The organism is Cedecea sp. FDAARGOS_727 (assembly GCF_012273235.1).
Lineage (GTDB): Bacteria > Pseudomonadota > Gammaproteobacteria > Enterobacterales > Enterobacteriaceae > Cedecea > Cedecea davisae.
Genome location: NZ_CP050966.1, coordinates 637,323 through 661,866, shown reverse-complemented (window position 1 = coordinate 661,866; position 24,544 = coordinate 637,323). Strand labels below are relative to the sequence as shown.

Genomic DNA, 24,544 nt, shown 5'->3' with positions numbered 1-24,544 from the left:
AATAACTAGCTAATTTAACGATAGTCTCAAAAGCTATGATTGATTTTTACTTACCAATATAATCTGCATACCACTGCAACATTTCCCTACGCTGCTCCAGATACTGCGCATGGTTGTACGTGCCGCGAATTGTGTTCTTATCCACATGAGCCAGCTGTAACTCGATCCATGCCGTGTTATATCCTTTCTCGTGCAAGATAGTACTCATTGTGTGCCTGAAGCCGTGTCCCGTAGCTTTACCGTGATACCCAATCCTTTTTAGTACCTGATTGATGCTAGCTTCACTCATTGGTTTAGTGATGTCGTTACGGCCAGGAAATACCAGGTTATAACGGCCTGTCACAGCTTGGATTTCTCGTAGTGCAGCCACAACTTGATCAGATAATGGTACCAGGTGAGGTCGGCGCATTTTCATCCTTTCTACCGGCACTTCCCAGACACGTTTATCGAAATCGAACTCTTTCCATTCAGCCATGCGAAGTTCAATGGTTCGAACGCCTGTTAGCATCAGAATCTTTGTTGCTAGCCGAGTTATTGGGCTCCCGGAATAAGCAGCGAGAGACTCTAAGAAAGCAGGAAGTTTATCTGCTAATAGGTGAGGGTAGTGCACAGATTTTGGCGGAGTTAATGCACTTGCCAGCTCTGAGGCAGGGTTAGTCTCAGCTCTGCCGGTAACTATGGCGTAACGAAATACTTGGTTGCAGGCCTGACGGATCTTGCGAAGCTTATCGAGGACGCCACGTTTTTCGAGCTTACGAAGAGAGCTAAGGAGCTCCAGAGGCTTGATTTCTGCAATTGGGCGTTTACCGATATCCGGGAAGATATCGTTTTCAAATGCTTCCATAATGTCTTCAGCGTAACCCTTCGACCAGTTAGGGCGTTTATATTCATGCCATTCCAATGTGATAGCTTTAAAGGTGTTTTCTACATTAGCCTTCTGAGCTAGCTTTTCAGCTTTCTTCTCTTCGCTCGGATCGCCACCTAAAGCGACAATTTTTCGTGCTTCTTCGCGCTTGAGTCGGGCATCGGCCAGAGATATATCGGGATAAACTCCAATAGAAAGTTTTTTCTCTTTCCCCAAAACACGATACTTAAAGCGCCAATACTTCACACCGTTAGGCTTTACTAACAGATACAGGCCACCGCCATCGGTGAGCTTGTATTCTTTTTCTTTAGGTTTTGCAGTATCAATCTGTCGTGCATTTAGTGGCATAAGGGGCCCCTAATTTCCATTGAACGAGATGAGCCCCCTCAAAGGCCCCCAGAGACCACTTGATTTGGGTATAACTGAGTTGACCTCGGTAGAGCTCGTGACAGAAAAATTCAGTAATATCAGGGAGTATAAAGGAGAAAAAGCGAATTCAGTAGAGGTGTGTTGACTTCGAAATGGTACGCCCTACAGGGTTCGAACCTGTGACCTACGGCTTAGAAGGCCGTTGCTCTATCCAGCTGAGCTAAGGGCGCACTGGGGAGTGCGGGTGTCATTGCAGAAGAATCACACCTTTGTGCGGGTGGGATTATACGGTCAGCACCCTTTGAGTCAATGGCTTTTCAACCACCTGCGCGACAATTGAGCATAAACCCACATCAGAGCCTGACAGCGGGCCGCGCATCTGACAAAATAGAAGCAATCCCCTTCCTTTAAGTTTACAGATGGAATTCTCTCTCTGATGGCAGCAAAGATTATTGACGGTAAAACGATTGCGCAGCAGGTACGGCTTGAAGTTGCTGAAAAAGTAAAAGCCCGAATTGCCGCAGGAAAACGCGCCCCTGGTCTGGCCGTTGTATTGGTGGGAGCGAACCCTGCGTCCCAGATTTATGTTGCCAACAAACGCAAAGCTTGCGAAGAGGTCGGTTTTGTCTCCCGCTCTTACGATTTGCCGGAAACCACCAGCGAAGCGGAGCTGTTAGGGCTGATTGACGACCTGAACGCCGATGCTGAAATCGACGGGATCCTGGTTCAGCTTCCGCTGCCTGCCGGGATTGATAACGTGAAGGTGCTCGAGCGTATCGACCCGAATAAAGACGTAGACGGTTTCCATCCGTACAACATTGGCCGCCTGTGCCAGCGCGCGCCGCGCCTGCGCCCTTGTACGCCACGCGGTATCGTTACGCTGCTTGAGCGTTACAACATTGACACCTACGGCCTGAACGCGGTCATCATTGGCGCTTCCAACATCGTTGGCCGCCCGATGAGTATGGAACTGCTGCTGGCGGGCTGTACTACCACCGTGACCCACCGCTTTACCAAAAACCTGCGCCAGCACGTTGAGAACGCCGACCTGGTGGTGGTTGCGGTAGGCAAACCGGGCTTTATTCCGGGCGAATGGATCAAAGAAGGCGCTATCGTGGTGGACGTGGGTATTAACCGTCTGGAAAGCGGGAAAGTGGTCGGCGACGTAAATTATGATGAAGCCGCCGCCAAAGCCTCGTATATTACGCCGGTTCCGGGTGGCGTGGGTCCGATGACCGTCGCCACTCTAATCCAGAATACCTTGCAGGCCTGCGAGGAATATCATGATGTCGATGGAGAGTAATAATGGCGACCTTCTCATTAGGTAAACACCCACATGTTGAACTGTGCGATCTGCTGAAGCTGGAAGGCTGGTGTGAAAGCGGTGCGCAGGCGAAGGCGGTGATTGCCGAAGGCATGGTGAAGGTGGACGGCGAAGTCGAAACCCGCAAACGCTGCAAAATCGTTGCCGGGCAAACCGTGGCTTTTGAAAGCCTGAGCATTACCGTTCAGCCCTAACCTCTGACCTTAACCCTCGGTCTCACCGGCTGAGGGTTTGCTTTCTCTTATGCTCTGCAACTGAATCCCGCAAGACAAACTCCGCCAATCAGGCGCAACGCTTGGGCTGGGCGGAGAGCGCCGCACCCTGTCACCACTACTCAAAACCTGCGCGACTTCAAATATTCGATAACAATATGGCAACAACGAAGATTTCAGTTGCGGGGAAAAATCCCTTTCGGCACTCTGAGTAGAACGTTCTAGTAGAACGTTCTACCAACCATAAAAACGCGTGAACAGACAAAACGCGGTTACTGCGTCTGCACCGGGGGAAACGTCCATGAGTCTGTTGTCCAGTGTTGTAAAATCGTTATCAAAGCTTTCCATGATTGGCCGCGCCTTAATGCTGCCAATTTCTTTGCTGCCCGCCGCGGGCCTGCTGTTGGCGTTCGGCGATAAGTTTCACTTACCGTTAATGATGAACGCGGGCGGGGTTATTTTCGATAACCTGCCTATGCTGTTTGCTATCGGCTCCGCCGTTGGCCTGGCCGCAGAATCCGGCATCGCCGCGCTTTCTGCTGCGGTTTCGGTGTTTATCATCAACATCACCATCGGCACCGTGATGCACATTACGCCGGAAATGGCCTCCGCAGGCGGTAAATACGCCATGGTGGTGGGTATTCCGACGCTGCAAATGGGCGTCTTCGGCGGCCTTATCTCCGGTATTCTTGCCGCGTGGTGCTACAACAAATTCCACACCATGCAGCTGCCGGAGTTCCTCGGCTTCTTCTCCGGCAAACGTTTCGTGGCAATTGCTACCGCGTTTCTGTCGTTCATGCTGGGCATGGTTCTGCCGTGGGTCTGGTCTTATATTCAGTCCGGCATTGATGCACTGTCCGTAGTGGTAAATGGCGATAATCAGGCCGCATCGACCTTCATCTTTGGCCTTGTTGAACGCGCGCTTATCCCGCTTGGCCTGCACCACATTTGGTATCCGTCCTTCTGGTATTCGTTCGGGGAATACACCACCCACGGCGGGCAGGTTATTCACGGCGACCAGACGATTTGGTTCAAAATGCTGGAAGAGGGCGTGAAGTCCTTCAGCAGCGACAGCTATCAGGATGCCGGTAAATTCATGCAGGGCGAGTTCCCGCTGATGCTGTTCGCGCTGCCTGCGGCGTGTCTTGCGATGTACCATGAAGCCAACACCAAAAATAAGAAAATTGCCTCCGGTATTCTGTTCTCCGCGGCTCTGACCTGCTTCCTGACCGGGATAACCGAGCCGGTAGAGTTCACCTTTATTTTTGTGGCTCCTATCCTGTACGTGTTCAACGCCGTGATGGCCGGGCTTTCTTATATGTGTATGTACCTGCTGCATGCGCATATTGCGAAATCCTTCTCTGCCGGGATGATCGACTACATCTCCTTCGGTATCCTGCCGTCGTTCAACGGCTACCAGACCAACTTCCTGATGGCGGTTGTGGTGGGCGTGCCGATGGCGCTGATTTACTACTTCACCTTCCGCTTCGTTATTCGCCGCTTTGACGTGAAAACGCCGGGCCGCGCCGAAATTACCGCCAACGCCGGGGATAAAACCGATACCGAGCTGGCTGGCGATATCATCGGCCTGCTGGGCGGCGCGCCGAACATCAACTCCGTCGGCTCGTGCATTACCCGCCTGCGTCTTGAAGTGGATGACAGCACAATGGTGGACAAAGACGGCCTGAACAATCTGGGCGCGCGCGGCGTAGTCTTCGTCGGCGACTCGGGTATTCAGGTGATATTCGGGGCCAGAGCACAGTTCATCGCACAGACGATGTCGACGATGATCGGTAAGTGATGTAATACCTTTCGGCCTCCTGTATGTTTCAGGGGGCTGAAATTTATGGAAAGGCGCTAACAGGGGCGGAATGAAAAAGGTCAATATCATTGATGTTGCGGAGCTGGCGGGCGTTTCAGTGTCTACCGTTTCGCTGGTACTGCGCCAGAAAGGGAAGATCTCCGAAGCAACCATCGAGAAGGTTAATGCGGCTATCAAGCAGCTGGGCTATGTCCATAACGTCGCCGCCGCCAACCTGCGCTCCAGCACTTCAAACCTGATTGGTCTTATCATCCGTGATTTCAACGACTCCTTTTCGATAAACGTCACCGCAAGCGTGGTGCAGCATCTTGAGAAACAAGGCTATATGGTGTTTCTCGGCCAGCCGCGCGACGACCAGCAGCAGCTGCGGAATTGCCTGACGTCTTTTGCCCAGCAGGGTGTTGCCGGTGTGATTTATCTGGCGGCTGACCGCCACTCTGCCGAGCTGCCTCAGGCCATTGCCGACTGCCCGCTGCCGACGGTGGTTATCTCTGAGTCCACGATTACCAGCTCGCGGGATGTTATTGGCCGCGACAACCGCCAGGCCGGAAACCAGGCCACCCGCTTTTTGATAGAGCGCGGGCATCGTAATATTGCCTGGCTCGGCGGCAGTAAGTCATGCCTGATCCGCGCAGAGCGACTATCGGGCTACCGCAGCGCGTTGCAACAGTACGGCCTGCCGTTCAGAGAAGAGTGGGCGGCGGAATGTGCGGACGACACGTCAGCAGCGGCATATGCTACCCGGCAGATGCTGGAAAAGAGCAACCAAATCACCGCCATGCTGTGCCATTCTCCGGCGGCAATTATCGGCGCTATCACCGGTATTCAGCAGGTCGGGCGCACGGTGGGTAAAGATGTGTTTCTTACCCAGCAGGTGTCGCTCATCGGTTTTGAAGACATGATGTACATTAATCTCACTTCACCGAGTTTTACCTACGTTTCCGCCGCCAGCGAAGAAACCGGCCGCCAGGCCGCCTCGCTTATCGTCAGCAAAATTAAGCAGCCTGAGTTGCCTGCCCAGCGCATTATTATTTCCGGAGAGCTGGTTCCGCGTGAATCTGCCTGAGGCTGAAATTAATAATAATGTTATTAATCTACTCATAATTAACGTCATTTTATTAACGTATGGTTTTCATTATTTTCCATATTAATGATGATTAAGGCGTTTATATTGCAATGGTTATATAACCGGGTCACACTGGCATCCCGTTACTAAGAATTATCTGTAAAAATGCTAAGACGATTCGCACTCATTTTTGTGGTTTTCCTCGGTTTTTATTCTGGCAATGCTCTGGCAGTCAACTGCCAGCGGGCCGCAACGCCGCTGGAAAACACCATCTGCAATAATGAAAATTTGCACTGGCTTGACGCCACGATGACCATTATCTATCGGGCAATGCTTATCAATTCCGACGCCCCATCGGTGCATAAAGAGTACCTGGAGTGGGAGAAATCGCTGGAAAGCTGTACCTCTGACAGCTGTATCGAGCGTGCCTATTATGAAGGTATTAGCCGGATTTCAGATGCTAATGAAAACTTTGACTGGCAGGGAAAGTGGTGGAATACCGCGGCACCAAACCGCAGCGGCGGCATCTTAACCTTTAGCCGCAACGCCGAGTGGTCTTTAACCGTTGATATCCGGGCATGGGCCGGGGTTAATCATGACGATTTCACCGCCGAAGCGAGAAAGCTTTACGGCATGGCTGTGGTGGAAAAAGTGGAAGATACCAGCAACTGTAAGCTGCTGTTTATTCCCCGCCAGGATGGTTCTATCCAGGTGCATAGCAACGCCGACTGGGGCTGCAATATGTCGATGCCGAACGGCGTATTTGTTGATGGTCGCTATGTGAAAAGCCAGACCGATCCGCGTCCGAAGGCCACGCTGTTGTCAATTGGCGTTTTCCCGGATGAAGCAACGGATACCCGCTTCCGGGAGATGGTCGGAGAGGATTATCAGCGCTTCGTTGATACGGCTAATATTTATATTTATCAGGATGATATAGATAACATAGGCGCGAAGGTTATCTCCATGTGGGTGCGAGGCCAGGCAAACCGCCACACCGCAATTATTATGTATACGCCGGAAGGCAAAATGTGGGCCGCCCGCACCGCTCCGGGTAAAAACGGCGTGCAGGAAGCCAAGTTTTACCGTTCTAAGGGCAATGAAAAAGAGCCACTTCCCCGCACGCTCCAGAGCTGGAAGCTAAGGTTTTTAGAGAAGTAATTTTTACCCTCACCCCAGCCCTCTCCCTGAAAGGGAGAGGGGGCTAAAAACTCCGTTTATCTCTCTCACCCTTAAGGGGAGAGCCGGGTTGAAATACTACTCTTTGAGCGAAGACCGCATCGGTCTTTCAATTTCCTGGTGGGTTTGGGAATCAAAATAGCGACTTGGCCAGATAGTTGACGCCGGGACGCCAATCGCCTTACCGATAAGCATTTCTCCTTTTGCCCACGGGCGGGAGAGAGCATTAGCTAAAGTTGATGAGCTTAAACCCGCCTCACGCGAGACCGCAGCCAGAGAAGTGCCTTTTTTTCGCAATGCAGCAATGATGTCGGCCTGATGCCAGTCTTTTTGAAAAGGCAGGAAAGTTGGTTCGTGGGGTAGTGTCATAAAAACAAACTCCTTCAGATAGTTAACGACTACCACCGGAGTTCTCACGCTCTTGGGTGGCAGCTCAGACAGGGGTGAGAACCAGCTCTGAAGGAAACTGGCCTGACCGAAGTCAGCCCTGCCTGAGCCACCATTGGAAATAACAATTACCGAAAACCCGGTTTGTTATGGGTGAACAAAAGCACTGATACTTGAACGTATAACAGATTATACGCAGCATCGCCTTCAGAGTAACGGGTTCTCACGCCCGACTACGGAATTTGCCGTAGCGAGACCGAATATATCGTAAAGAGAAAAAGTAAATCCAGCAGCTCTTTAGTGAATTGCGATTTGTTTTCCAAAGATATTTTGGCTTTTGCAGTGTGTTGCAATTACCCGGGAAGTGCTATCCATATTGCAGCCGTTTATACAAGTCCGCGGTTTTTCCGTTCACCCGTACAGCGGCTTATCTCTGGCACTGTCGCGCACGGTGAACGTGTCAGGGGAAATTACGCCATTCCCCCTGACCACCCCCGGCGCCCGGCAAACTCATCGCCGCTAAAGCGGTAAACCCCCGGCTATCACCCAAACATTCGGGGTCGTTCGCGATCCGTTCCCGACGATCGCTCTCTTTCGCTGCTCCCGGCAGCTCCACCCCGCCTGAAATAGGTCATAGCCGGGGACGATGAGAGCCGGGGACAAGGGCATCGCTGCGAGACTTAAAGCAACACTGACTTTCAGGATGGCTGCGGGATTGAAGTGCTGCACTTGTTCCGGCTTAAATCGCCTCCGTTTTCTCTCCGACTGACCAGGGTCCGGACGCCGGGAGTCCGGGTTATCAGGGGAGTGACGGTGACTCCCCTGAGACGTTCACGAGTCCGGGAGCTACATAAGCAGCGGAATATTACGTGAACGGAATTACCTCCGGGTTTGCATAAATGGCAGCTCCCCCTTCTGTAATGGTCTGCTGAGAGCCGGGGGAAAGGGCGTGGCTGCGGAATCCAATGTGATCTGGTGCTGGTGATACAAAGCGATTTGTTTTCCCCCTCGCCCCCGCGGGGAGAGGGCCTGGGTGAGGGGGATGAACTACGCCAGCGTGCCGACAATCTTCAAATCGCTATCGTCCGGCACTTCGTTATAAGAAAGCACATGCAAACCAGAGCTGAACAGGCGACCGTAGCGCGACAAAATCGGGCGTAGCTGCGGCGTAACCAGCAGCAGCGGCGGCAGGCTTTTCGCCTTCATTTGCTCGTAAATCATCGGCATAGTGTTTTGCAGCTGCGCCAGAATATTCGGGTCAACCGGGAAGCTGTCCAGCGCCACTTTACCGGCCTGCTGGGCCTGGTTTAGCGCGTTCAGCAGCAGGTTTTCCAGCTCGTTATCTATGGTGTAGGCCGCGAGCTGCCTGCGGTCGCCGTTGATATTATGCAAAATGGCACGGCGCAGGGCGTAACGCACGTCGGCGCACAGCAGCTGCGGGTCTTTCGTCACGGCCGAGCTTTCAAGCAGCGTGGCGGCGATGGTGACAATATCCTTCAGGGAAACCTGCTCAAGCAGCAGCTGGCGATAAATCTTCAGCAACTGACTGAAGTTAAGCGCGTTATTTAAATCCTCCGCCAGCTTCGGCGCCTGCAATGCCAGGCGAGAATGCAGGTGCGTAATATCATCGTAGTTAAACAGCTCCGGCAGATGCTGGCGCGCAACTTTATTGACGTGAGTTGCCACTACGCTTGCGCAGTCCACGACCTGGTAACCCAGGTTCAGGGCGCGAGCTTTTTGCTCCGGGTCAATCCAGACTATCGCCATGCCGTAGGCCGGGTCGGTATCCAGCACGCCGTCTATTTCGCCGTACAGTTCACCGCCGGGGATAGCCATCAGCTTTTCTGCGTTAACTTCGCCCAGCGCCACCCGAATGCCGTTAATGTGGATGGCGTACTGGGCGGGTTTCAGGCGGAAGTTTTCGCGGATGCGAATCTCCGGCAGCAGCACGCCGCAGGTCTCAGAGATAACCTGCCTTGCGCCGCGAATACGCTGCGACAGCGGGCTGCCTTTGGCGGCATCCACCAGCGAAACCAGCTTGTAGCCGAGGTTCAGGCCAATTGGCTCCACCAGCGGGATGCTCTCCCAGCTGACGGTCGGCTCTGTGTCCGGGGCCAGCGCTTCCTGAATCGCCTCCATGTCGTCGTCCTGCTGCGTGGCAGGCTGAATAACTTTGCCCTGTCGCCAGGCTGCGAACAGCAAAAGCGCGGTAAAGCTCAGGAAAGCGATGTGAGGCATGCCCGGCACTACGGCCAGAATAAACATCACAAACGCGGCGGTATAGAGCACGTTCGGGCGGGCGAGCAGCTGAGTTTTAATCTCATCGCTGACGTCGCCGCCGTCGCTGACGCGGGTAACGATAATGGCCGCGGCGGTTGCCAGCAGCAGGGAAGGGATCTGGGCAACCAGGCCGTCACCGATGGTCAGCAGCACGTACTGCTGGAACGCATGGCTGGCGTCGAGATCGTATTTGAAAATACCGATACAGATCCCGCCGATCACGTTGATGATAAGCACCATGATCCCGGCAATGGCGTCGCCGCGAACGAACTTAGAAGCCCCGTCCATTGCGCCGTAAAAATCGGCTTCGTTAGCTACGTCTTTACGCCGCGTTTTTGCCTGCTGCTGGTTAATTAACCCGGCATTCAGGTCGGCGTCGATAGCCATCTGTTTACCCGGCAGAGCGTCGAGGGTGAAGCGAGCCGAAACTTCGGAAATACGCTCCGCCCCTTTGGTGACTACCACGAAGTTGATGATCATCAGAATGACGAACACCACGAAGCCCACCACGAAGTTACCGCCGATAACGACCTGCCCGAAAGCCTCGATAACCTTACCGGCCGCGCCTTCGCCTTCATGGCCGTGCAGCAGCACCACGCGCGTGGAGGCCACGTTGAGCGTCAGGCGCATCAGCGTGGTAATAAGCAGCAGGGTCGGGAAGACCGCGAAGTCCAGCGGGCGCTTGCTGTTTACCGCCACCAGCAGCACGATGACCGCCAGCACGATGTTGAAGGTAAACAGGATATCCAGCACCAGCGGAGACAGCGGCAGGATAATCATCGCCAGCACGCTGAGCAGCAGGATCGGCACGCCAACGTGCGTCTGCCTCAGGATGGTAACGGCCTGGGTTAACTTACTGTTCGCCATCGGCTTTTAATACCTCTTTTGGAATATCAATCTGCCTGTTAAGGCGGGGTTTTTGCTCAACTTTGCCCGCACGCCAGGCTTTCACCTGCATCACGTAAGTCAGGACATGAGCAATGGCGCGAAACAGCTGCGCCGGAATCTGCTGGTTGACGCGCGTGGTGTAATAAACCGCACGCGCCAGCGGAGGGAATTCAACTATTTCCACGCCGTGGTTCTGGGCCACTTCGCGGATAAACATCGCTACGTCGTCCACGCCTTTTGCCACGATATAAGGCGCTTCGGCTTTATCCGGGTCATATTTCAGGGCGACGGCGTAGTGGGTTGGATTGGTCACAATAACGTCCGCAGCCGGAACCGACTTATTGATTTGCCCCATCGCCATCTGGCGCTGTAGCTGGCGGATACGCCCTTTGATCTGCGGGTTGCCGTCGTTGTTCTTATGTTCTTCCTTCACTTCTTGCTTGGTCATGCGCATTTTTTTGGTGAACATAAATTTGCTCAGCGGCACGTCCAGCAGGGCGAACACGACAATTACAGCCACAAAGTAGCTAATGACGTGGTGGAAAATATCAAACCCGCCGTCGATGGCCTGGCGCAGGTAAAGCTGTTGCAGGTTCAGCAGCCCGTTGAGCGAGTCGTGCACCATGGTGTAAAGCACGGCGAGAATAACGCCGCACTTGGCCAGCATTTTGCCGACCTCCACGTAGTGGCTGCCGGAAACCATTCTTTTAAAGCCGCTGATGGGGTTAATTTTTTTAAAGTCCGGCAGCAGCTTGTTGGGGGTAAATATCCAGCCGCCCGGGATAAGGCTTGAAACAATGCAGGCCAGCGGAATCGGCACTAACGTGGCGATAAACTTCAGCACGATAATCACGTTAAGCATCATAAACTGGCCGAGCGCGCCGCTATCGTCGAGCTTGCCCGCCATGGTGCCGACCGACAAAAACGACTCGCCAATCAGCGTTTTGTAATAAGGGAAGAAGCTGCCGAGCGTAATAAAGGATGCCACCAGCCCGACCGCCATGGTCAGGTCTTTGGAGCGAGGAATATCCCCCTTCTGGCGCGCCTTACGCAGTTTACCTGCGGTAGGTTTTTCGCTTTTATCTCCGCTTGAGGCCGACATCAGTTCACCCGCATCGAATCAAGCCTGGCAAGGATCTCATTGGTTAAATTGAGATAGTGCTCGGGAATATGGGACACAATCATGGTGATACACAGCAGGCCGAACAGCATGCTTATCGGGAAGCCGAGGGAAAACAGGTTCAGGGTCGGCGATACGCGGTTAAGCAGGCCAAATCCACCCTGCACAATCAGCATTACAAAAGTGGTGGGCAGCGCGACAAGCGTGGCGGAGGCCACTATCCAGCCGAGGCTTTGCACCAGCTGCTTTAGCGTCGGCTCGTTGATAGCCTGGCCGATGGGCCAGTAGCTGAAGCCCTTCACCAGAATGGTCACTACCAGCAGATGTCCGTCCATGATGAAGAACAGCAGGGCGCAGAAAATAAAGATAATTTGCGAAATAACCGTGGTCGAGCCGCCGTTGACCGGGTCGTTCATCATCGCCATCCCCAGCCCCATATTTATCGACAGAATATGCCCGGCGGTTTGCAGGGCGACGAACACCAGCTGCATCGTCATGCCAAACAGCAGCCCCCAAAGCAGCTGCTCGCCGATAAGCAAAATAGCGCGCATCGACACCAGTTCGTTAAGCACCACGTTGTTGTGCAGCATCGGGGTAATCAGCGCCGTGAGCGTTAATGCGGTGGCAATTTTAATGCGGCGGGAGAAGGCTTTGTTGTCGAGCACCGGGCAAAAATGGATAAACGCCAGAATACGCACGAAGGGCAGCACCATCGCCATCAGCGGATTGAACAAGTCGTGGATATTGATGCCCATAATGCTCAGCTAACCAGCGAGGAGGCCTGGTGGAAGATTGCCGTGGTGAAGTCCACCAGCCGGGTCAGCATCCATTTACCGCCAAAAATCAGCACCAGCAGCGTGACAACCAGACGCGGCAGGAAGCTCAGGGTTTGCTCATTAATCTGGGTCGTGGCCTGGAAAATACTCACGCACAGGCCAACCAGCAGGCTGGGCACGATAGCGACGGCGGAAATCAGCAGCACCAGCTGAATGCCGGAAGCCATGATGTCCCCGGCGGTGTCCATATTCATCATCGCTATAGCCCCTGTACGCTTGAGGTCAGGGTGCCGACAATCAGCGTCCAGCCGTCGCACAGTACAAACAGCATCAGCTTAAACGGCAGCGAGACAATCAGCGGCGACAGCATCATCATCCCCATCGCCATCAGGATACTGGCGACGATAAGGTCGATAACCAGGAACGGAATGTAAATCATAAAGCCAATCTGGAACGCGGTTTTCAGCTCGCTCAGCAGATAGGCGGGGGTGACCACGGTTAAGTCCTGTTCGCGAGCGTCACCGCTCACCCCGGCAATCTCCATCATCTGGGACATTGCCTTGTTGTTGGTCTGCGCCAGCATGAATTTTTTGAGCGGTACTTCGGCGGTTGCCAGCGCCTGATTAAGGGTAATTTTGTCGTTCTGGAACGGCACTATCGCTTCGTTATACACCGTGGTCCACACCGGACGCATGACCAGCAGCGTCAGGGCGAGGGCAATCCCGGTGAGAATTTTATTCGGCGGGCTTTGTTGCAGCCCCATCGCCTGGCGCAAAATCGCCAGTACGATGATAAAGCGGGTAAAGCAGGTCATCATCAGCACCATGATCGGCAGCAGGCCGAGCAGGGTCATCAGGATCAGGATTTCAATTTTAACGTTGTAATCCTGGCCCGCGTCGGTATTAGCCGAGCTGAATAATGTCACCTCGCCGTTGGCGGCAAACAGCAGCGGCGAAAAGCACAGGCCGAGCGTCAGCAGCGCCGTCAGGGCGGATTTTCTGCCCGCGAGGCAGCGTAACAGCCGTTTCATCCTGCCAGCTCGCCAAGATCTTTGTTGTTGAATTCGATGATGCGTAGCCCGTATTTGTCGTTGAGCACCACCACTTCGCCACGGCCAAACAGGATGCCGTTCACTTTAATGTCCAGCGGTTCACCGGCCAGCTTATCCAGCTCAACCACAGAATCGTTGGTGACGGACATTAAATCGGCCAGCGAAATCTCCACCGAGGCGACTTCCAGCGTGAGGGTAACGGGAATGCGGCTAAACAGAGACATCTTGCGCATCTTGTCCATTGGATTATGGCGTGGCGTGTTGTCCTGCAAATCCATACGGATATTGCCTTCAACCGTCTCTTCCTGCGGAGCATCGTCGAAGTTCAGGTCGTCCAGGCTCAGGGACTGGCTCAGGTCTTGTTCAATTTGACTCATAGTGCTTCTCGGCCGTCTTATCGTTAAATTCACTCAGCAGCAATTTGCCGCGATCTTCCGCGATTTCAGCGGTAAAAATCTGTTCTTTGCCAATAAATACCGGCATGGGTTGGTTCAGTGAAAGCGGAATAATATCTCCGGGTTCAATGTCGGCAATTTGCGCCACCGTCAGGTTCAGCGAGGCCAGGCGGCCGTTGAGCTTTAGCGGCAGGTCGTAGAACAGCCGCTCAATTTGCCCGGCGCTCAGGGCCGACTCCTTTTCGCTCTCGGTGCCGTCCGGCGTTCTCAGTTTCGCCAGCATGCGGTCAACGTGAAAATGGTCGAGCAGGATGGTAAATCCACCCTGGTCATAACCTTCGAGGCTAAAGGTGATGCACCACGACCACTGGCTAATGACCGTCGAATAATCGTTTTTAATTTCTAACTCTTCACCGAAGGTTTCTTTATTGACTATCAGGGCGGTAAGTTCCTGGCCCAGTTTATTCTTCAGTCGTTCTTCGGTTTTTGATACCGGCTGAGACAGATCCGGTGCCACCTGGGTGCTGTCTTTGCTCAGACCATAATAGTCATGGAGAATATTCAGCAGCAAAATACGATCAATATCGAAAGCGAGATTGCCGTAGTTGGTGGAAAATATTTGTGTATTTTTATAATTTTTATCAATGGCAAATGTCATGTTTTTTAACATGACGTTAACTCTGAATTTTTTTAAGAAGTAAATACTCAAGCGCGCATCAAGAATATCGAAGCAATCATTCATGATCTTTGGCAGCTTGTGCCACGGACGGCCAAGTTTATTTACTTCCAGCTTCACCAGGTCGGCAAGCCGATCGCGGTGATGAATTCTAAGTCGTTGTAGTACAGGCTGCATAATTCTTCCGCATAACTATTGAATTTGACGGCGTCGCTAATGAGATTCATTATTGATTCATCAGCCGCCAAAAAAAAATATTACCTGGAGGTTTAAGTTATGAGAATGAGGTGGCGCTCTTTATTAGCAGCAGCGGGTCATTACTTGAAAACATCTCATCACTTTTTTTCAGGACGTTGATTAGACCTGTTTACGCCCGTTGTTGCAAGGGGGTGTAGCTTATTAATCTATTATTTATCTGAGGGTTATTAAGATTAATAAATTTTGTAACTCGTTGTATTTTATAGATTAATATTTTAATATCCCTTAAAAATAAGACATTTCGTAGCTCATCATTATACTTGCCCTCCAGTGATAGTCGCCGCATTGAGATGCCCGCGATTAAATAGCCGATACCAGACGCTTAACATAAACGGTCTTGATATTTGTTCTTTATAATAAAGGGCGCATTAAGCCGGTTTTGCTGTCCTTATTAGTCTGAATAAATTATAGGTTGGTAACACATCATGAACATGTTTGTGGAACACGACGCTGGTAATATTAATGGCTTTGTTGCCAGCGCACCCTCCAGCGTCAGTGTATTTGCGCTGGCTCGTCGCGTGGCGAACTTCAATGTGTCGGTATTAATTACCGGCGAGACGGGAACCGGCAAAGAATGCGTGGCTAAATATATTCATGAGCATGCATCCGGCGTTGATGCTCCTTATATTGGAGTCAACTGCGCAGCGATTCCTGAAAGCATGCTGGAAGCTATTTTATTCGGCTACGAAAAAGGCGCATTTACCGGGGCGGTAACCAGCGTGGCAGGTAAGTTCGAACAGGCAAATGGCGGCACGCTATTGCTTGACGAAATTGGCGATATGCCACTGGCGCTGCAGGCGAAACTATTACGCGTATTACAGGAGCAAGAAGTTGAGCGCCTGGGAAGCCATAAACGCATCCCGCTCGATATTCGCCTGATTGCCTCCACGAATAAAGACTTACAGCTTGAGATTGCTGAAGGTCGTTTCCGCCAGGACTTGTTCTACCGCATTTCCGTGGTGCCGATTCATATCACGCCGCTGCGCGAACGTCAGCAGGATATCGTGCCGCTGGCCCAGCGCTTTATTAGCAAGTATCACACTTTTCACCAGGGCAATACCCGCCTCGGCGAAGACGCCCGCCGTGCGCTGCTCAGCTATGACTGGCCGGGCAACGTCCGCGAGCTGGAAAACGTGATTCAGCGCGGCCTGATCCTTTGCAACGGCAGCGAAATTACCGCCAATGACTTTGGTCTTGCCCCGGCGGCTTCGCAAAGCTCTGGCATTGAGATGATGCCGGCCTGGCACGAAACCAAAAGCGACGGCGTGCGCGGCGCGGTGGCGGCGATCCGCAACGTGAAGCTGCATGGCCGCATGGCCGAATACCAGTACATCATCGATCTGCTCAAGCGCCATCAGGGCAATAAATCTAAAACCGCACAGTTCTTAGGTATAACCCCTCGTGCGCTGCGCTACCGGCTGGCTTCGATGCGCGAAGAGGGCATTGATATTGAGTGTTACTCCTGAAAAGGAGAAGGAAACCGTTATGGATAAAATTTCAGGATTAGGCATGCCGATGGCGCAGCAGGAGATGCTCAATCGCCTGCAAAGTACCGCCGTCAGCGCCGGTTCCGGCTCTATTGCCGCGGCGCAGAACTTTGCTCCGTCGCTGAATAGCACCGCGCAGCCCGTCTCCTTCGGCAACGCGTTGAAGCAGGTCGTCAACAGCGTTGACCAACTTCAGCACTCCGCCAGCGCAAAGCAGACGGCCATCGACACCGGGCAGAGCGATGATTTAACCGGCGCGATGATCGAAAGCCAGAAGGCCAGCGTGGCGTTCACGGCGATGATGCAGGTGCGCAATAAGCTCACCAGCGCGCTGGATGAAGTGATGAACATTCCGCTCTAAGGGCCTTACCTTGTTAAACAAAATTAAAACTCAGCTTGCGGCGCTGCCGGTACCGCAGGGGAATCATAAAAAATGGCTTATTGGCGCCGCAGCCGTGTTGCTGACCGGCGCCATTGTCGCTTCGATATGGCGCAGCAGCGGCGGCTATGTCGCGCTGTATGGCGCCCAGGAAAATCTGCCTACCGCCCAGGTTGTTGAGGTGTTGGGTGCGGAGAACATTGCCTACCGTATCAACCCGGACAACGGGCAAATTCTGGTGGCCGAGAACAAGCTGTCGAAGGCGCGCATGGTGCTGGCGGCAAAAGGCATCAGTGCCGCGCTGCCGGAAGGCTACGAGCTGATGGATAAAGAAGAGATGCTCGGCAGCAGCCAGTTTGTGCAGAACGTTCGCTATAAACGCAGCCTCGAAGGCGAGCTGTCGAAGAGCATTATGGGGCTGGATCCGGTGGAGTCCGCGCGGGTTCATCTCGGCCTGAGCGAAGCCAGCTCCTTTGTGATGAGCAACAAGCCGGAAAGCAGCGCCTCGGTCATTATTCAGCTGCGCTACGGCAAAACGCTGGACGAACCGCAGGTTGCGGCCATCGTGCAGCTGGTTTCCGGCAGCGTACCGGGCATGAAGGCCAGCAGCGTGCGGGTGGTCGATCAGAGCGGTAATCTTCTTTCAGAAGGCATTCAGAGCGGCAATAGCGGCCTGGCGGGTATTCGCCAGGCGAATGACGTTGTGCAGCGTATGAAGGCCGACACCGAAAAGAATATCTCCGGCCTGCTGACTTCGCTTGTTGGCAACAACAACTTCCGCATCAGCGTGGCCCCGCAGGTCGATATGAGCAGCGTGGAAGAAACCCAGGAGCGACTGGGGAAAGATGCCCGCGTTAGCGATGAAAATATTAGTCAGGAAAATACCACTAACGAACTGGCGATGGGCGTGCCCGGCTCGCTGAGCAACCGTCCGGTTAATCAGCAGCCCGCTGCGGCAAACGCACCGGCAAACGCCAATGCTAACGCTAACGCCGCTCAGACGCAGTCTGCTTCTCCGCAATCCCTCAGCAGCCGCAACCAGGAACAGCGCAAATACGCCTATGACCGCGATATTCGCCATATCCGCCATCCCGGGTATCAGCTCGAGAAGCTGCGCGTGGCGATTGCCCTGAACCAGAGCGCACCGGCGCTGGCGAAAATCACGCCGGAGAAACTGGCGGGCCTGACCCGGCTGGTGGAAGACGCGGCGGGTATCGATAAAGCCAGGGGCGACTCATTAACGCTGGATGTTATGGCGTTTACCGCGCCAGAAGCCGCGGAATTCCCGGTGCTGAAATGGTGGCAAGATCCTCACATGCAGTATTGGGGGCAAACCGGCGGCATAGGCCTGCTGGCGCTGCTGACCTTATTGTTTGGCGTCCGCCCGCTGGCGCAGCGCTTTGGCCGCCGCGAAGTGGTAGTTGCCGAGGCGGCCAATGAGCCGATGCTGGATAGCGGAGCGCTGCTTGAAAACGAAATGATGACGACCGAAGAAGGGCTGGCGCCTGGCCTGCCGAAATCGTCGTTCCAGAATGATGACAATCTCCCTCCGCAAAGCTCCGGCCTTGAAACCAAAGTCGAATACTTGCAGATGCTCGCCCAGAGCGAAACCGAGCGTGTAGCGGAAGTCTTGAAACAGTGGATCAACAGCAATGAGCGAAGCACCAGTAAGCAAGAGTAGTAAAAGCAGCGCCGGTAACAGCGGGCGCTCGCGCATCGAGCAGGCGGCTATTTTGCTGCTGAGCGTGGGCGAAGACGCTGCGGCTCAGGTCATGCAGAAGCTAAGCCGTGAAGAGGTGATTTTGCTGAGCGAAACCATGGCGCGCCTGCACGGAGTAAAAGTGACTCAGGCTCGCCAGGCGATGAACAACTTTTTCCAGGACTACCGCGAACAGAGCGGCATCAACGGCGCTTCGCGCACTTATCTGCGCAGCATTCTGGAGAAGGCGCTCGGCGGGGAAATCGCCCGCAGCGTTATCAACGGTATCTACGGCGACGAAATCCGCTACCGCATGGCTCGTCTGCAGTGGGTGGATGTTCCGCAACTGGCGGCGCTTATTGAGCAAGAACACTTACAGCTCCAGGCGGTGTTCCTTGCCTTCCTGCCGCCGGACGTGGCGGCCAGCGTGCTGAGCGTGCTGCCGCAGGAACGTCAGGATGAAATCGTCTACCGCATCGCCAAGCTCGATGATGTTAACCGCGACGTTATCGACGAGCTGGACAGGCTTATCGACCGCGGCGTAGCGGTGCTTTCCGAGCACGGTTCTAAAGTGACCGGCATCAAGCATGCGGCCAACATCGTGAACCGTATTCCTGAGAACCAGCAGCAGTTGCTGGATCAGCTGCGCGAGCGCGACGAAGACGTGGTGGACGAGCTGAAGGACGAAATGTACGAGTTCTTCATCCTCAGCCGCCAGAACCAGAACACCCTCCAGCGCCTGATGGAAGAGATCCCGATGGAAGAGTGGGCCGTAGCGCTCAAGGGCACCGAGCCGGTGCTGCGTCAGGCCATCTGTAATGTGATGCCGAAGCGCCAGGTTCAGCTGCTGCAAAGCACCACTTCCCGCCTTGGGCCGGTGCCGGTGAGCCGTATCGAACAGGTGCGTAAAGAGATTATGGGCACCGTGCGCCAGCTGGCGGAAGACGGTGAAATCCAGGTTCAGCTGTTCGCTGAGCAGACGGTGGAATAAGCATGTTTAAACAGACCCGATCGGCAACGCTCGACAGGCTAACTTCGCGACGGCAGGCGGTGGTTAAACCCCGGCTGCATAAATTCCCGCCGCTGCGTAAGAGCTGGCAGCAGGCGAGCCTTGAGCAGTCAGGCCAGACTCTTAACCCCGAAGAGTACCAGCAGCAGTTAATGCAGGGCTTCCAGGACGGCCTGAACCGGGGTTTTGCCCAGGGAATGGAAGAGGGCAAGGAAGAAGGTTACCAGGAAGGGGCGCGCCTCGGCTTTGAAGAGGGCATGCGCAAAGGGATGGAAGAGGGCAAGCAGCAGGCTCGCCAGCAGTTCCTCGACGCCGCCGAACCGCTGGACGGCCTGGTGGGAGAGCTGCGCCAGTATCTGGGTGCCTATGAACAGCGCCGCCGTGAAGAGTTGCTGCAACTGGTGGAGAAAGTCACCCGGCAGGTGATCCGCTGCGAGCTGGCGCTGCACCCTACGCAGATGATGACCCTGGTGGAAGAGGCTCTCAACGGACTGCCGCAGATCCCGGATCAAATCCGCGTCCTGCTCAACAATGACGAATACCAGCGCATTAGCGAAGCCGAACCGGAAAAAGCTCGCCAGTGGGGGCTGTGCGCCGACCCGGAACTTGAAGCCGGAGAGTGCAAAGTCGTTACCGACACCAGCGAAATGGATATTGGCTGCCAGCATCGCCTCGAGCAGTGCATGGACGTGCTGAAAGATAACCTGCTGCCGGAAGCTCAGGATGAGTAATCAGGACTTCGAGCAGGCGCTGCGCTCCATTGAAAACATCAACCTTGCCCGCGTGGCGGGGCGGCTGGTGCGTGTTAACGGCATTCTGCTTGAATGCGTTGGCTGCCGCCTTGCCGTAGGGCAGCTATGTCGTGTCGAAAGCGCCGAAGGCGAGTTTATGGACGCCCAGGTTGTCGGCTTTGACCGCGACGTCACCTGGCTGATGCCGTTTAAACACCCCACCGGGCTGATTGCCGGGGCGCGGGTGTTCCCGGCGGACAAGCAGGAAGGCGTGATGATTGGCGACCGCTGGCTTGGGCGCGTGGTGAACGGCCTCGGCGAGCCGCTGGATAACAAAGGTAAACTGACGGGCGATACCCCGCTGCCGCTGCATTTACCTCAGGTTCACCCGCTGACGCGCCAGGGCGTGGAGCAGCCGCTGGACGTGGGGGTGCGCACCATTAACGGCCTGCTGACCATCGGCAAAGGCCAGCGAGTGGGCCTGATGGCAGGCAGCGGCGTGGGCAAAAGCGTGCTGCTGGGGATGATAACCCGTTATACCCAGGCCGAAGTGGTGGTGGTCGGGCTTATCGGCGAGCGTGGCCGTGAAGTGAAAGAGTTTATTGAGAACTCGCTCCAGGCTGAAGGGCTGGCGAAGTCGGTGATCGTTGCCGCGCCGGCGGACGAGTCGCCGCTGATGCGCATCAAAGCCACCGAGCTGTGCCACACCATCGCCAGCTACTATCGCGATAAAGGTAAAGACGTCCTGCTGCTGGTGGACTCGCTGACCCGCTACGCCATGGCCCAGCGCGAAATCGCCCTCTCCCTGGGGGAACCTCCCGCAACCAAAGGCTACCCGCCTTCGGCCTTCGGCATGATCCCTCGTCTGGTAGAAAGCGCCGGGAACAGCACCGGGAGCGGCACCATGACCGCCATTTATACCGTGCTGGCCGAAGGCGACGACCAGCAGGATCCGATAGTTGACTGCGCCCGTGCGGTGCTGGACGGCCACATTGTGCTGTCGCGCCACCTCGCCGAAGCGGGGCATTACCCCGCCATCGACGTCGGGCAGTCCATCAGCCGCTGTATGAGCCAGGTCACCGAGCGCCAGCATCAGGTTGCCGCCAGAACGCTGAAGCAGCTGTATGCCGAATATCAAAATATTAAGCCGCTGCTGCCGCTGGGCGGTTACGTGGCGGGTGCAGACCCTCTTGCCGACCGGGCGGTAAAACTCTCCCCGGCGATTACGCAGTTTCTTCAGCAGGAGGTGCACGATGCGGCACCGCTTGCCAACTCTATCAGCGATTTATGCCTGCTGGCGCAGGCGGGATAACCGGCGATGAGCAAACTGATAACCACCCTTGAACAGCTGCATATACTGCGCAACCGCGCGGTGAAAGAGACCGGCGCGAAGCTGAATGCCCAGCAGCACCTGTGCCGGCGCTATGAAAAAAATATCACCGCATTGACCTCGCTTGCGGCTGGCCTGACCCAGGCGGAGGGAACATCCGCTTTGCAAATGACTAATCACTCCGGCTACAAGCGCACCATCCAGCGCGTTATCGACTGGCAAAAACAGGAACAGGCGCTGGCCGACCTGGAAGCGAGGCAGCTACAGGGCGCACTGCTCAATGAAGCCCGGCGCGAAAAAAGCCTGGAAGTGGTGCTGGAAGCAAAGCGTAGCGAACGCCGGGCGGAGTCCGAGCGGCGCGAACGTAAAACCACCGATGCGGTTTCCGCACAATGCTGGCTGCGGCAGCGGCTGGCACACCGCTAAGAGTTAATCTATGAAACCAACCGCTAACCGCGCCACGCTGCTGGATAATTTGCTAAAGCGCCAGCGTGCGGCCGCCGTATCAAAAACGCCGTTTGTCAGCGTAGTCTGCCCGACGTGGAACCGCCGCGAATTTCTGCCGTACCTGCTTTATATCTACCAATATCAGGACTATCCGGCGGATAAGCGTGAGCTAATCATCCTCGATGACTCAGAGCAGAGTAATCAGGACTTGATTGAAATGATGGTTGACGCTGCTCAGCAAAATGTTCGCTACATTCACAGCCCCGAGCGGCTGGCGCTGGGCAAAAAGCGCAACATGCTTAATCAGCTGGCCAACGGCGAATACATCATCAGCTTTGACGATGACGACTATTACCCGCCGGAAAAAATCTCGCATCAGGTTGGCGAAATGCTGGGCCACAATGCGCTGTTTTCCGGCTGCGATCAGATCTACGTCTGGTACAGCCACCTCGACAAAATGTATCTCACGCATCCGTTTGGGCAACAGCATGCGCTGAACGGAAGCTTCGGCCTGCACCGAAATCTGCTGAAAAGACACCGCTACCAGGACGATGCAACGCTTGGCGAAGAGCAGGCGTTCCTCAATAACTTCACCACGCCGGTGCTGCAAATTGACCCGCAGAAGGCCATCGTCTGCATCTCCCACAGCAGCAATACCTACGACAAAGACTTCATTATGGGCAGCAGCATCCCGGTGGAGCTACGCCTTGAGGACCTGGTTAAAGACCAAAACCTGCTGGCGCATTACCGGCGTTTAAGCCGCGCGCCGCTTCACCAGTCGGTGCTGTGGTCGGTATTCGATAAGGTGGCGGTTATTTACGCCCCGCAGCAGGAGCAGGCTCTGGAGCAGCAGTGCCGTGATTTGATGGGCTTTGGTTTTTCCGCCAGCCAGCTGTTTCCGGTGGCGCTTCATCAGCACGAGGACGCCGACCTCGCCGAACTGCAAACCCACTGCGCAATACTCGAGCGGGCACAGCAGGAAGGCTGGGGCAACGTGCTGCTGCTGGATGCGACGGTCAACTTTGTGAAAAAAGAAAACTCCGTTCAGCAGGTTAACGCCTTGCTAAGCAAGCTGCCGCATCTCGACTGGCAGGCGCTGATGCTGGGCGGAAAATACAGCGAACTGCGGCTGATGAACTCGCTGCAGGGCGTGGTGCGGGTTCGCGCCGCCGAGTGCGGCTGTGCCTATGCCGTTAATGCCAATTTTTACCCGGCGCTGCTGGCGGCCTACCGCGAGGCAATCAACGCTTCGCAAACGCGTGACCAAGCCTGGCAGCCGTTATTCCAGGATAACTGCTGGCTCGGGTTTTACCCGAGCTTTGCCTTTATTCAGCAAACGCGCGACCGCCAAAGCGGTAAGCCGGTTGACTGCACCCACTGGTTCTTCCGTAAACACAATTAAGTAAGGGATGGCCGAGGCCGCCCCGGAGAGAGAAATGGATATCATCGAACGTTATCAACCCGAATTTGTTACCCGCTTTGACGCCCTGAACGACGCCTGTTCATGCCCGGCCTGCGCTAACGGCGCGGAGGGCTGGCCGCAGGCCAACGTTTATCTCAACACGCAGCAGCGCGACAGCCTGGAGCCGGGCTGTGAAAGCGTGGCCCGCGAGCTGCTGCTCAACCCGCAGGCATTTGTGCTGCATATTTCCCGGAATGGGGTGCGGGGAGAGACCGCGCTTTCGCCGTGGGATGAGGCGCTAAACCAGCAGTGCATCAACCTGGCCATTCATCCTTCGTTATCTCTGGAAGGCAGCCTGTACGCCATCGGCGTGCTGCTAAGCAAAGCGCGGCAATATGTCGAAGAGGGAAGTGATGACCCGGCTCTGCTGGCCTCAATGGGCGAGCAACTGGCCCAGCTGGCGGAGCACGGCGTTCTGGAGCAGCAGCTTCAACTGCTGCCGCCGATTGAAGAAAACGTCCTCGCTACCCTGAAGGCGATGGGGGCGATGCGCCTCAGCCTCAACCTGCCGATGGCGGAAAAAATGAGCGTGATGCTGAAGCTGAGCGAGCTGGGCATTATGCCCGCCAGCCGCCTTAGCGAGCGTCTGGCCGAGCTGCGGTCCGCTACGCAGGGGAATACCTTGTTCAGCGAGCAGCCGCATATTTTACGCAATATGCTGATTTATCGACTCTACCATGACGTATTCCCGGGCGTGGGCTGCGAAAACTACGGCGCGGCTTTCCTCGCTCTGGCGGAAGACTTCTTCCAGATTAAGATGCTGAGCGCCATCTGGCTTGGCAATAATCAAAGCCTGACGGAGCAGGATGTGGTCACGCTGTTCAGCGCCTGGTTTAGCTGGCGTAAAGCCAACCCGGCGCAGGTTGATGAGCAAAACAGTGCGGATTACAGCCTGCTGTGCGGGCTGTCTTTGCTATGACAACGGTTATCACCTTCGGCACTTTTGACGTGTTTCACGCTGGCCATCTGAATATTCTTACCCGGGCCAGAGCGCTGGGGGACCGGTTGATGGTGGGGATCTCCTCGGATGCACTCAACGAAGAAAAGAAGGGGCGTAAACCCGTCTACAGCGAGCAGGACAGAATGCAAATTATCGCCGGGCTGAAGTGCGTGGATGGCGTATTTCTTGAAGAATCGCTGGAGCTGAAAGCGCAATACATTCAGCAATATCATGCCGGTATTTTGGTCATGGGCGATGACTGGCAGGGGCGCTTCGATAGCTACAGTGCCTTGTGCCGGGTGGTCTACTTTCCGCGCACACCGTCGATTTCTACCACGTCGATAATTGAAGTGGTTAAATCTCTATAATCTGCTGGCTTGCGTCCGGGGAGAGAC

Annotated in this window: 24 protein-coding genes and 1 tRNA gene; 15 read left to right on the top strand and 10 right to left on the bottom strand. The window is 54.8% G+C overall.

Features of this window, described 5'->3' with window-relative positions; genetic code table 11:
* Nucleotides 1–46: 46 nt before the first annotated feature.
* Nucleotides 47–1,213 (bottom strand): integrase arm-type DNA-binding domain-containing protein, encoded by a 1,167-nt coding sequence (locus FOC35_RS03270; RefSeq protein WP_172568117.1) that lies wholly within the window; start codon nt 1,211–1,213, stop codon nt 47–49.
* A gap of 174 nt (nt 1,214–1,387) precedes the next feature.
* Nucleotides 1,388–1,464, bottom strand: a tRNA-Arg gene (locus FOC35_RS03265).
* Between the two features lie 206 nt (nt 1,465–1,670).
* Between FOC35_RS03265 and folD the strand changes: the two genes are divergently transcribed.
* The 5 genes from folD to FOC35_RS03240 all read left to right on the top strand — a co-directional run bounded on the left by folD (nt 1,671) and on the right by FOC35_RS03240 (nt 6,816).
* Entirely contained in the window at nt 1,671–2,537 is an 867-nt protein-coding gene (gene folD, locus FOC35_RS03260) for a bifunctional methylenetetrahydrofolate dehydrogenase/methenyltetrahydrofolate cyclohydrolase FolD (protein WP_172568116.1), read from the top strand.
* Nucleotides 2,538–2,539: 2 nt separating this feature from the next.
* Nucleotides 2,540–2,752, top strand: a complete 213-nt coding sequence (ybcJ, locus tag FOC35_RS03255) for a ribosome-associated protein YbcJ (RefSeq protein ID WP_016535264.1) — start codon at nt 2,540–2,542, stop codon at nt 2,750–2,752.
* 319 nt (nt 2,753–3,071) lie between these two features.
* On the top strand, nt 3,072–4,571 hold the full coding sequence (locus FOC35_RS03250; protein ID WP_172568115.1) for a PTS transporter subunit EIIC: 1,500 nt from the start codon (nt 3,072–3,074) through the stop codon (nt 4,569–4,571).
* A gap of 70 nt (nt 4,572–4,641) precedes the next feature.
* Nucleotides 4,642–5,658 (top strand): Mal regulon transcriptional regulator MalI, encoded by a 1,017-nt coding sequence (gene malI / locus FOC35_RS03245; RefSeq protein ID WP_016535266.1) that lies wholly within the window; start codon nt 4,642–4,644, stop codon nt 5,656–5,658.
* Between the two features lie 165 nt (nt 5,659–5,823).
* The gene (locus FOC35_RS03240) at nt 5,824–6,816 is read left to right on the top strand and encodes a lysozyme inhibitor LprI family protein (RefSeq protein ID WP_172568114.1); all 993 of its coding nucleotides are present in this window, start codon (nt 5,824–5,826) and stop codon (nt 6,814–6,816) included.
* A gap of 96 nt (nt 6,817–6,912) precedes the next feature.
* Here the strand turns inward: FOC35_RS03240 and FOC35_RS03235 are convergent, their stop codons facing one another.
* From FOC35_RS03235 to FOC35_RS03200, 8 genes are all read right to left on the bottom strand, one after another.
* Nucleotides 6,913–7,203: a helix-turn-helix transcriptional regulator gene (locus FOC35_RS03235; protein WP_172568113.1), complete on the bottom strand. Its 291-nt coding sequence runs from the start codon at nt 7,201–7,203 to the stop codon at nt 6,913–6,915.
* Between the two features lie 1,065 nt (nt 7,204–8,268).
* Nucleotides 8,269–10,368, bottom strand: coding sequence for a flagellar biosynthesis protein FlhA (locus FOC35_RS03230; RefSeq protein WP_172568112.1), 2,100 nt, complete (start codon nt 10,366–10,368; stop codon nt 8,269–8,271).
* A complete protein-coding gene (gene flhB / locus FOC35_RS03225; RefSeq protein WP_016535269.1) occupies nt 10,355–11,491 on the bottom strand; it encodes a flagellar biosynthesis protein FlhB in 1,137 nt (378 codons plus the stop codon). The genes FOC35_RS03230 and flhB overlap by 14 nt, the downstream gene beginning before the upstream one ends.
* A complete protein-coding gene (gene fliR, locus FOC35_RS03220; RefSeq protein ID WP_172568111.1) occupies nt 11,491–12,264 on the bottom strand; it encodes a flagellar biosynthetic protein FliR in 774 nt (257 codons plus the stop codon). Before fliR ends, flhB begins: the two co-directional genes overlap by 1 nt.
* A gap of 5 nt (nt 12,265–12,269) precedes the next feature.
* On the bottom strand, nt 12,270–12,542 hold the full coding sequence (gene fliQ, locus FOC35_RS03215) for a flagellar biosynthesis protein FliQ (protein WP_016535271.1): 273 nt from the start codon (nt 12,540–12,542) through the stop codon (nt 12,270–12,272).
* A gap of 2 nt (nt 12,543–12,544) precedes the next feature.
* The gene (fliP, locus tag FOC35_RS03210; protein WP_172568110.1) at nt 12,545–13,315 is read right to left on the bottom strand and encodes a flagellar type III secretion system pore protein FliP; all 771 of its coding nucleotides are present in this window, start codon (nt 13,313–13,315) and stop codon (nt 12,545–12,547) included.
* Nucleotides 13,312–13,713 (bottom strand): flagellar motor switch protein FliN, encoded by a 402-nt coding sequence (gene fliN, locus FOC35_RS03205; RefSeq protein WP_016535273.1) that lies wholly within the window; start codon nt 13,711–13,713, stop codon nt 13,312–13,314. The genes fliP and fliN overlap by 4 nt, the downstream gene beginning before the upstream one ends.
* Nucleotides 13,700–14,584, bottom strand: coding sequence for a FliM/FliN family flagellar motor switch protein (locus tag FOC35_RS03200; protein WP_172568109.1), 885 nt, complete (start codon nt 14,582–14,584; stop codon nt 13,700–13,702). Before FOC35_RS03200 ends, fliN begins: the two co-directional genes overlap by 14 nt.
* Before the next feature lie 506 nt (nt 14,585–15,090).
* Between FOC35_RS03200 and FOC35_RS03195 the strand changes: the two genes are divergently transcribed.
* From FOC35_RS03195 to FOC35_RS03150, 10 genes are read left to right on the top strand one after another with little or no spacing between them, the layout of a single operon-like run.
* Nucleotides 15,091–16,131: a sigma-54 interaction domain-containing protein gene (locus FOC35_RS03195; RefSeq protein ID WP_371810740.1), complete on the top strand. Its 1,041-nt coding sequence runs from the start codon at nt 15,091–15,093 to the stop codon at nt 16,129–16,131.
* Nucleotides 16,132–16,150: 19 nt separating this feature from the next.
* Nucleotides 16,151–16,513, top strand: coding sequence for a flagellar hook-basal body complex protein FliE (gene fliE / locus FOC35_RS22875; RefSeq protein WP_016535277.1), 363 nt, complete (start codon nt 16,151–16,153; stop codon nt 16,511–16,513).
* Between the two features lie 10 nt (nt 16,514–16,523).
* Entirely contained in the window at nt 16,524–18,212 is a 1,689-nt protein-coding gene (gene fliF, locus FOC35_RS03185; protein ID WP_172568108.1) for a flagellar basal-body MS-ring/collar protein FliF, read from the top strand.
* The gene (locus FOC35_RS03180) at nt 18,184–19,221 is read left to right on the top strand and encodes a flagellar motor switch protein FliG (protein ID WP_016535279.1); all 1,038 of its coding nucleotides are present in this window, start codon (nt 18,184–18,186) and stop codon (nt 19,219–19,221) included. Before fliF ends, FOC35_RS03180 begins: the two co-directional genes overlap by 29 nt.
* Nucleotides 19,222–19,223: 2 nt before the next feature.
* Nucleotides 19,224–19,970, top strand: coding sequence for a flagellar assembly protein FliH (gene fliH, locus FOC35_RS03175; protein ID WP_172568107.1), 747 nt, complete (start codon nt 19,224–19,226; stop codon nt 19,968–19,970).
* Nucleotides 19,963–21,282 carry a flagellar protein export ATPase FliI gene (gene fliI, locus FOC35_RS03170; protein ID WP_016535281.1) on the top strand — a complete coding sequence of 440 codons (1,320 nt, stop codon included), beginning with the start codon at nt 19,963–19,965 and terminating at the stop codon, nt 21,280–21,282. Before fliH ends, fliI begins: the two co-directional genes overlap by 8 nt.
* Nucleotides 21,283–21,288: 6 nt before the next feature.
* Nucleotides 21,289–21,726 (top strand): flagellar export protein FliJ, encoded by a 438-nt coding sequence (gene fliJ / locus FOC35_RS03165; RefSeq protein WP_172568106.1) that lies wholly within the window; start codon nt 21,289–21,291, stop codon nt 21,724–21,726.
* Between the two features lie 10 nt (nt 21,727–21,736).
* Complete coding sequence (locus tag FOC35_RS03160; RefSeq protein ID WP_172568105.1) at nt 21,737–23,149, top strand: glycosyltransferase family 2 protein; 1,413 nt, start codon at nt 21,737–21,739, stop codon at nt 23,147–23,149.
* A 34-nt stretch (nt 23,150–23,183) separates the two neighbouring features.
* Nucleotides 23,184–24,128, top strand: coding sequence for a hypothetical protein (locus FOC35_RS03155; RefSeq protein ID WP_055696346.1), 945 nt, complete (start codon nt 23,184–23,186; stop codon nt 24,126–24,128).
* On the top strand, nt 24,125–24,517 hold the full coding sequence (locus FOC35_RS03150; protein WP_172568103.1) for an adenylyltransferase/cytidyltransferase family protein: 393 nt from the start codon (nt 24,125–24,127) through the stop codon (nt 24,515–24,517). Before FOC35_RS03155 ends, FOC35_RS03150 begins: the two co-directional genes overlap by 4 nt.
* The last annotated feature ends 27 nt before the right edge of the window (nt 24,518–24,544 follow it).

Coding starts and splice junctions, on each gene's coding strand:
- fliH (WP_172568107.1), top strand. CDS start 19,224: ATGTTTAAACAGACCCGATCGGCAACGCTCGACAGGCTAACTTCGCGA.
- fliI (WP_016535281.1), top strand. CDS start 19,963: ATGAGTAATCAGGACTTCGAGCAGGCGCTGCGCTCCATTGAAAACATC.
- FOC35_RS03155 (WP_055696346.1), top strand. CDS start 23,184: ATGGATATCATCGAACGTTATCAACCCGAATTTGTTACCCGCTTTGAC.
- FOC35_RS03240 (WP_172568114.1), top strand. CDS start 5,824: ATGCTAAGACGATTCGCACTCATTTTTGTGGTTTTCCTCGGTTTTTAT.
- fliN (WP_016535273.1), bottom strand. CDS start 13,713: ATGAGTCAAATTGAACAAGACCTGAGCCAGTCCCTGAGCCTGGACGAC.
- flhB (WP_016535269.1), bottom strand. CDS start 11,491: ATGTCGGCCTCAAGCGGAGATAAAAGCGAAAAACCTACCGCAGGTAAA.
- fliJ (WP_172568106.1), top strand. CDS start 21,289: ATGAGCAAACTGATAACCACCCTTGAACAGCTGCATATACTGCGCAAC.
- FOC35_RS03235 (WP_172568113.1), bottom strand. CDS start 7,203: ATGACACTACCCCACGAACCAACTTTCCTGCCTTTTCAAAAAGACTGG.
- folD (WP_172568116.1), top strand. CDS start 1,671: ATGGCAGCAAAGATTATTGACGGTAAAACGATTGCGCAGCAGGTACGG.
- FOC35_RS03230 (WP_172568112.1), bottom strand. CDS start 10,368: ATGGCGAACAGTAAGTTAACCCAGGCCGTTACCATCCTGAGGCAGACG.
- fliQ (WP_016535271.1), bottom strand. CDS start 12,542: ATGATGAATATGGACACCGCCGGGGACATCATGGCTTCCGGCATTCAG.
- malI (WP_016535266.1), top strand. CDS start 4,642: ATGAAAAAGGTCAATATCATTGATGTTGCGGAGCTGGCGGGCGTTTCA.
- FOC35_RS03250 (WP_172568115.1), top strand. CDS start 3,072: ATGAGTCTGTTGTCCAGTGTTGTAAAATCGTTATCAAAGCTTTCCATG.
- fliR (WP_172568111.1), bottom strand. CDS start 12,264: ATGGGCATCAATATCCACGACTTGTTCAATCCGCTGATGGCGATGGTG.
- ybcJ (WP_016535264.1), top strand. CDS start 2,540: ATGGCGACCTTCTCATTAGGTAAACACCCACATGTTGAACTGTGCGAT.
- FOC35_RS03195 (WP_371810740.1), top strand. CDS start 15,091: ATGAACATGTTTGTGGAACACGACGCTGGTAATATTAATGGCTTTGTT.
- FOC35_RS03180 (WP_016535279.1), top strand. CDS start 18,184: ATGAGCGAAGCACCAGTAAGCAAGAGTAGTAAAAGCAGCGCCGGTAAC.
- FOC35_RS03270 (WP_172568117.1), bottom strand. CDS start 1,213: ATGCCACTAAATGCACGACAGATTGATACTGCAAAACCTAAAGAAAAA.
- FOC35_RS03160 (WP_172568105.1), top strand. CDS start 21,737: ATGAAACCAACCGCTAACCGCGCCACGCTGCTGGATAATTTGCTAAAG.
- fliP (WP_172568110.1), bottom strand. CDS start 13,315: ATGAAACGGCTGTTACGCTGCCTCGCGGGCAGAAAATCCGCCCTGACG.
- FOC35_RS03200 (WP_172568109.1), bottom strand. CDS start 14,584: ATGCAGCCTGTACTACAACGACTTAGAATTCATCACCGCGATCGGCTT.
- FOC35_RS03150 (WP_172568103.1), top strand. CDS start 24,125: ATGACAACGGTTATCACCTTCGGCACTTTTGACGTGTTTCACGCTGGC.
- fliE (WP_016535277.1), top strand. CDS start 16,151: ATGGATAAAATTTCAGGATTAGGCATGCCGATGGCGCAGCAGGAGATG.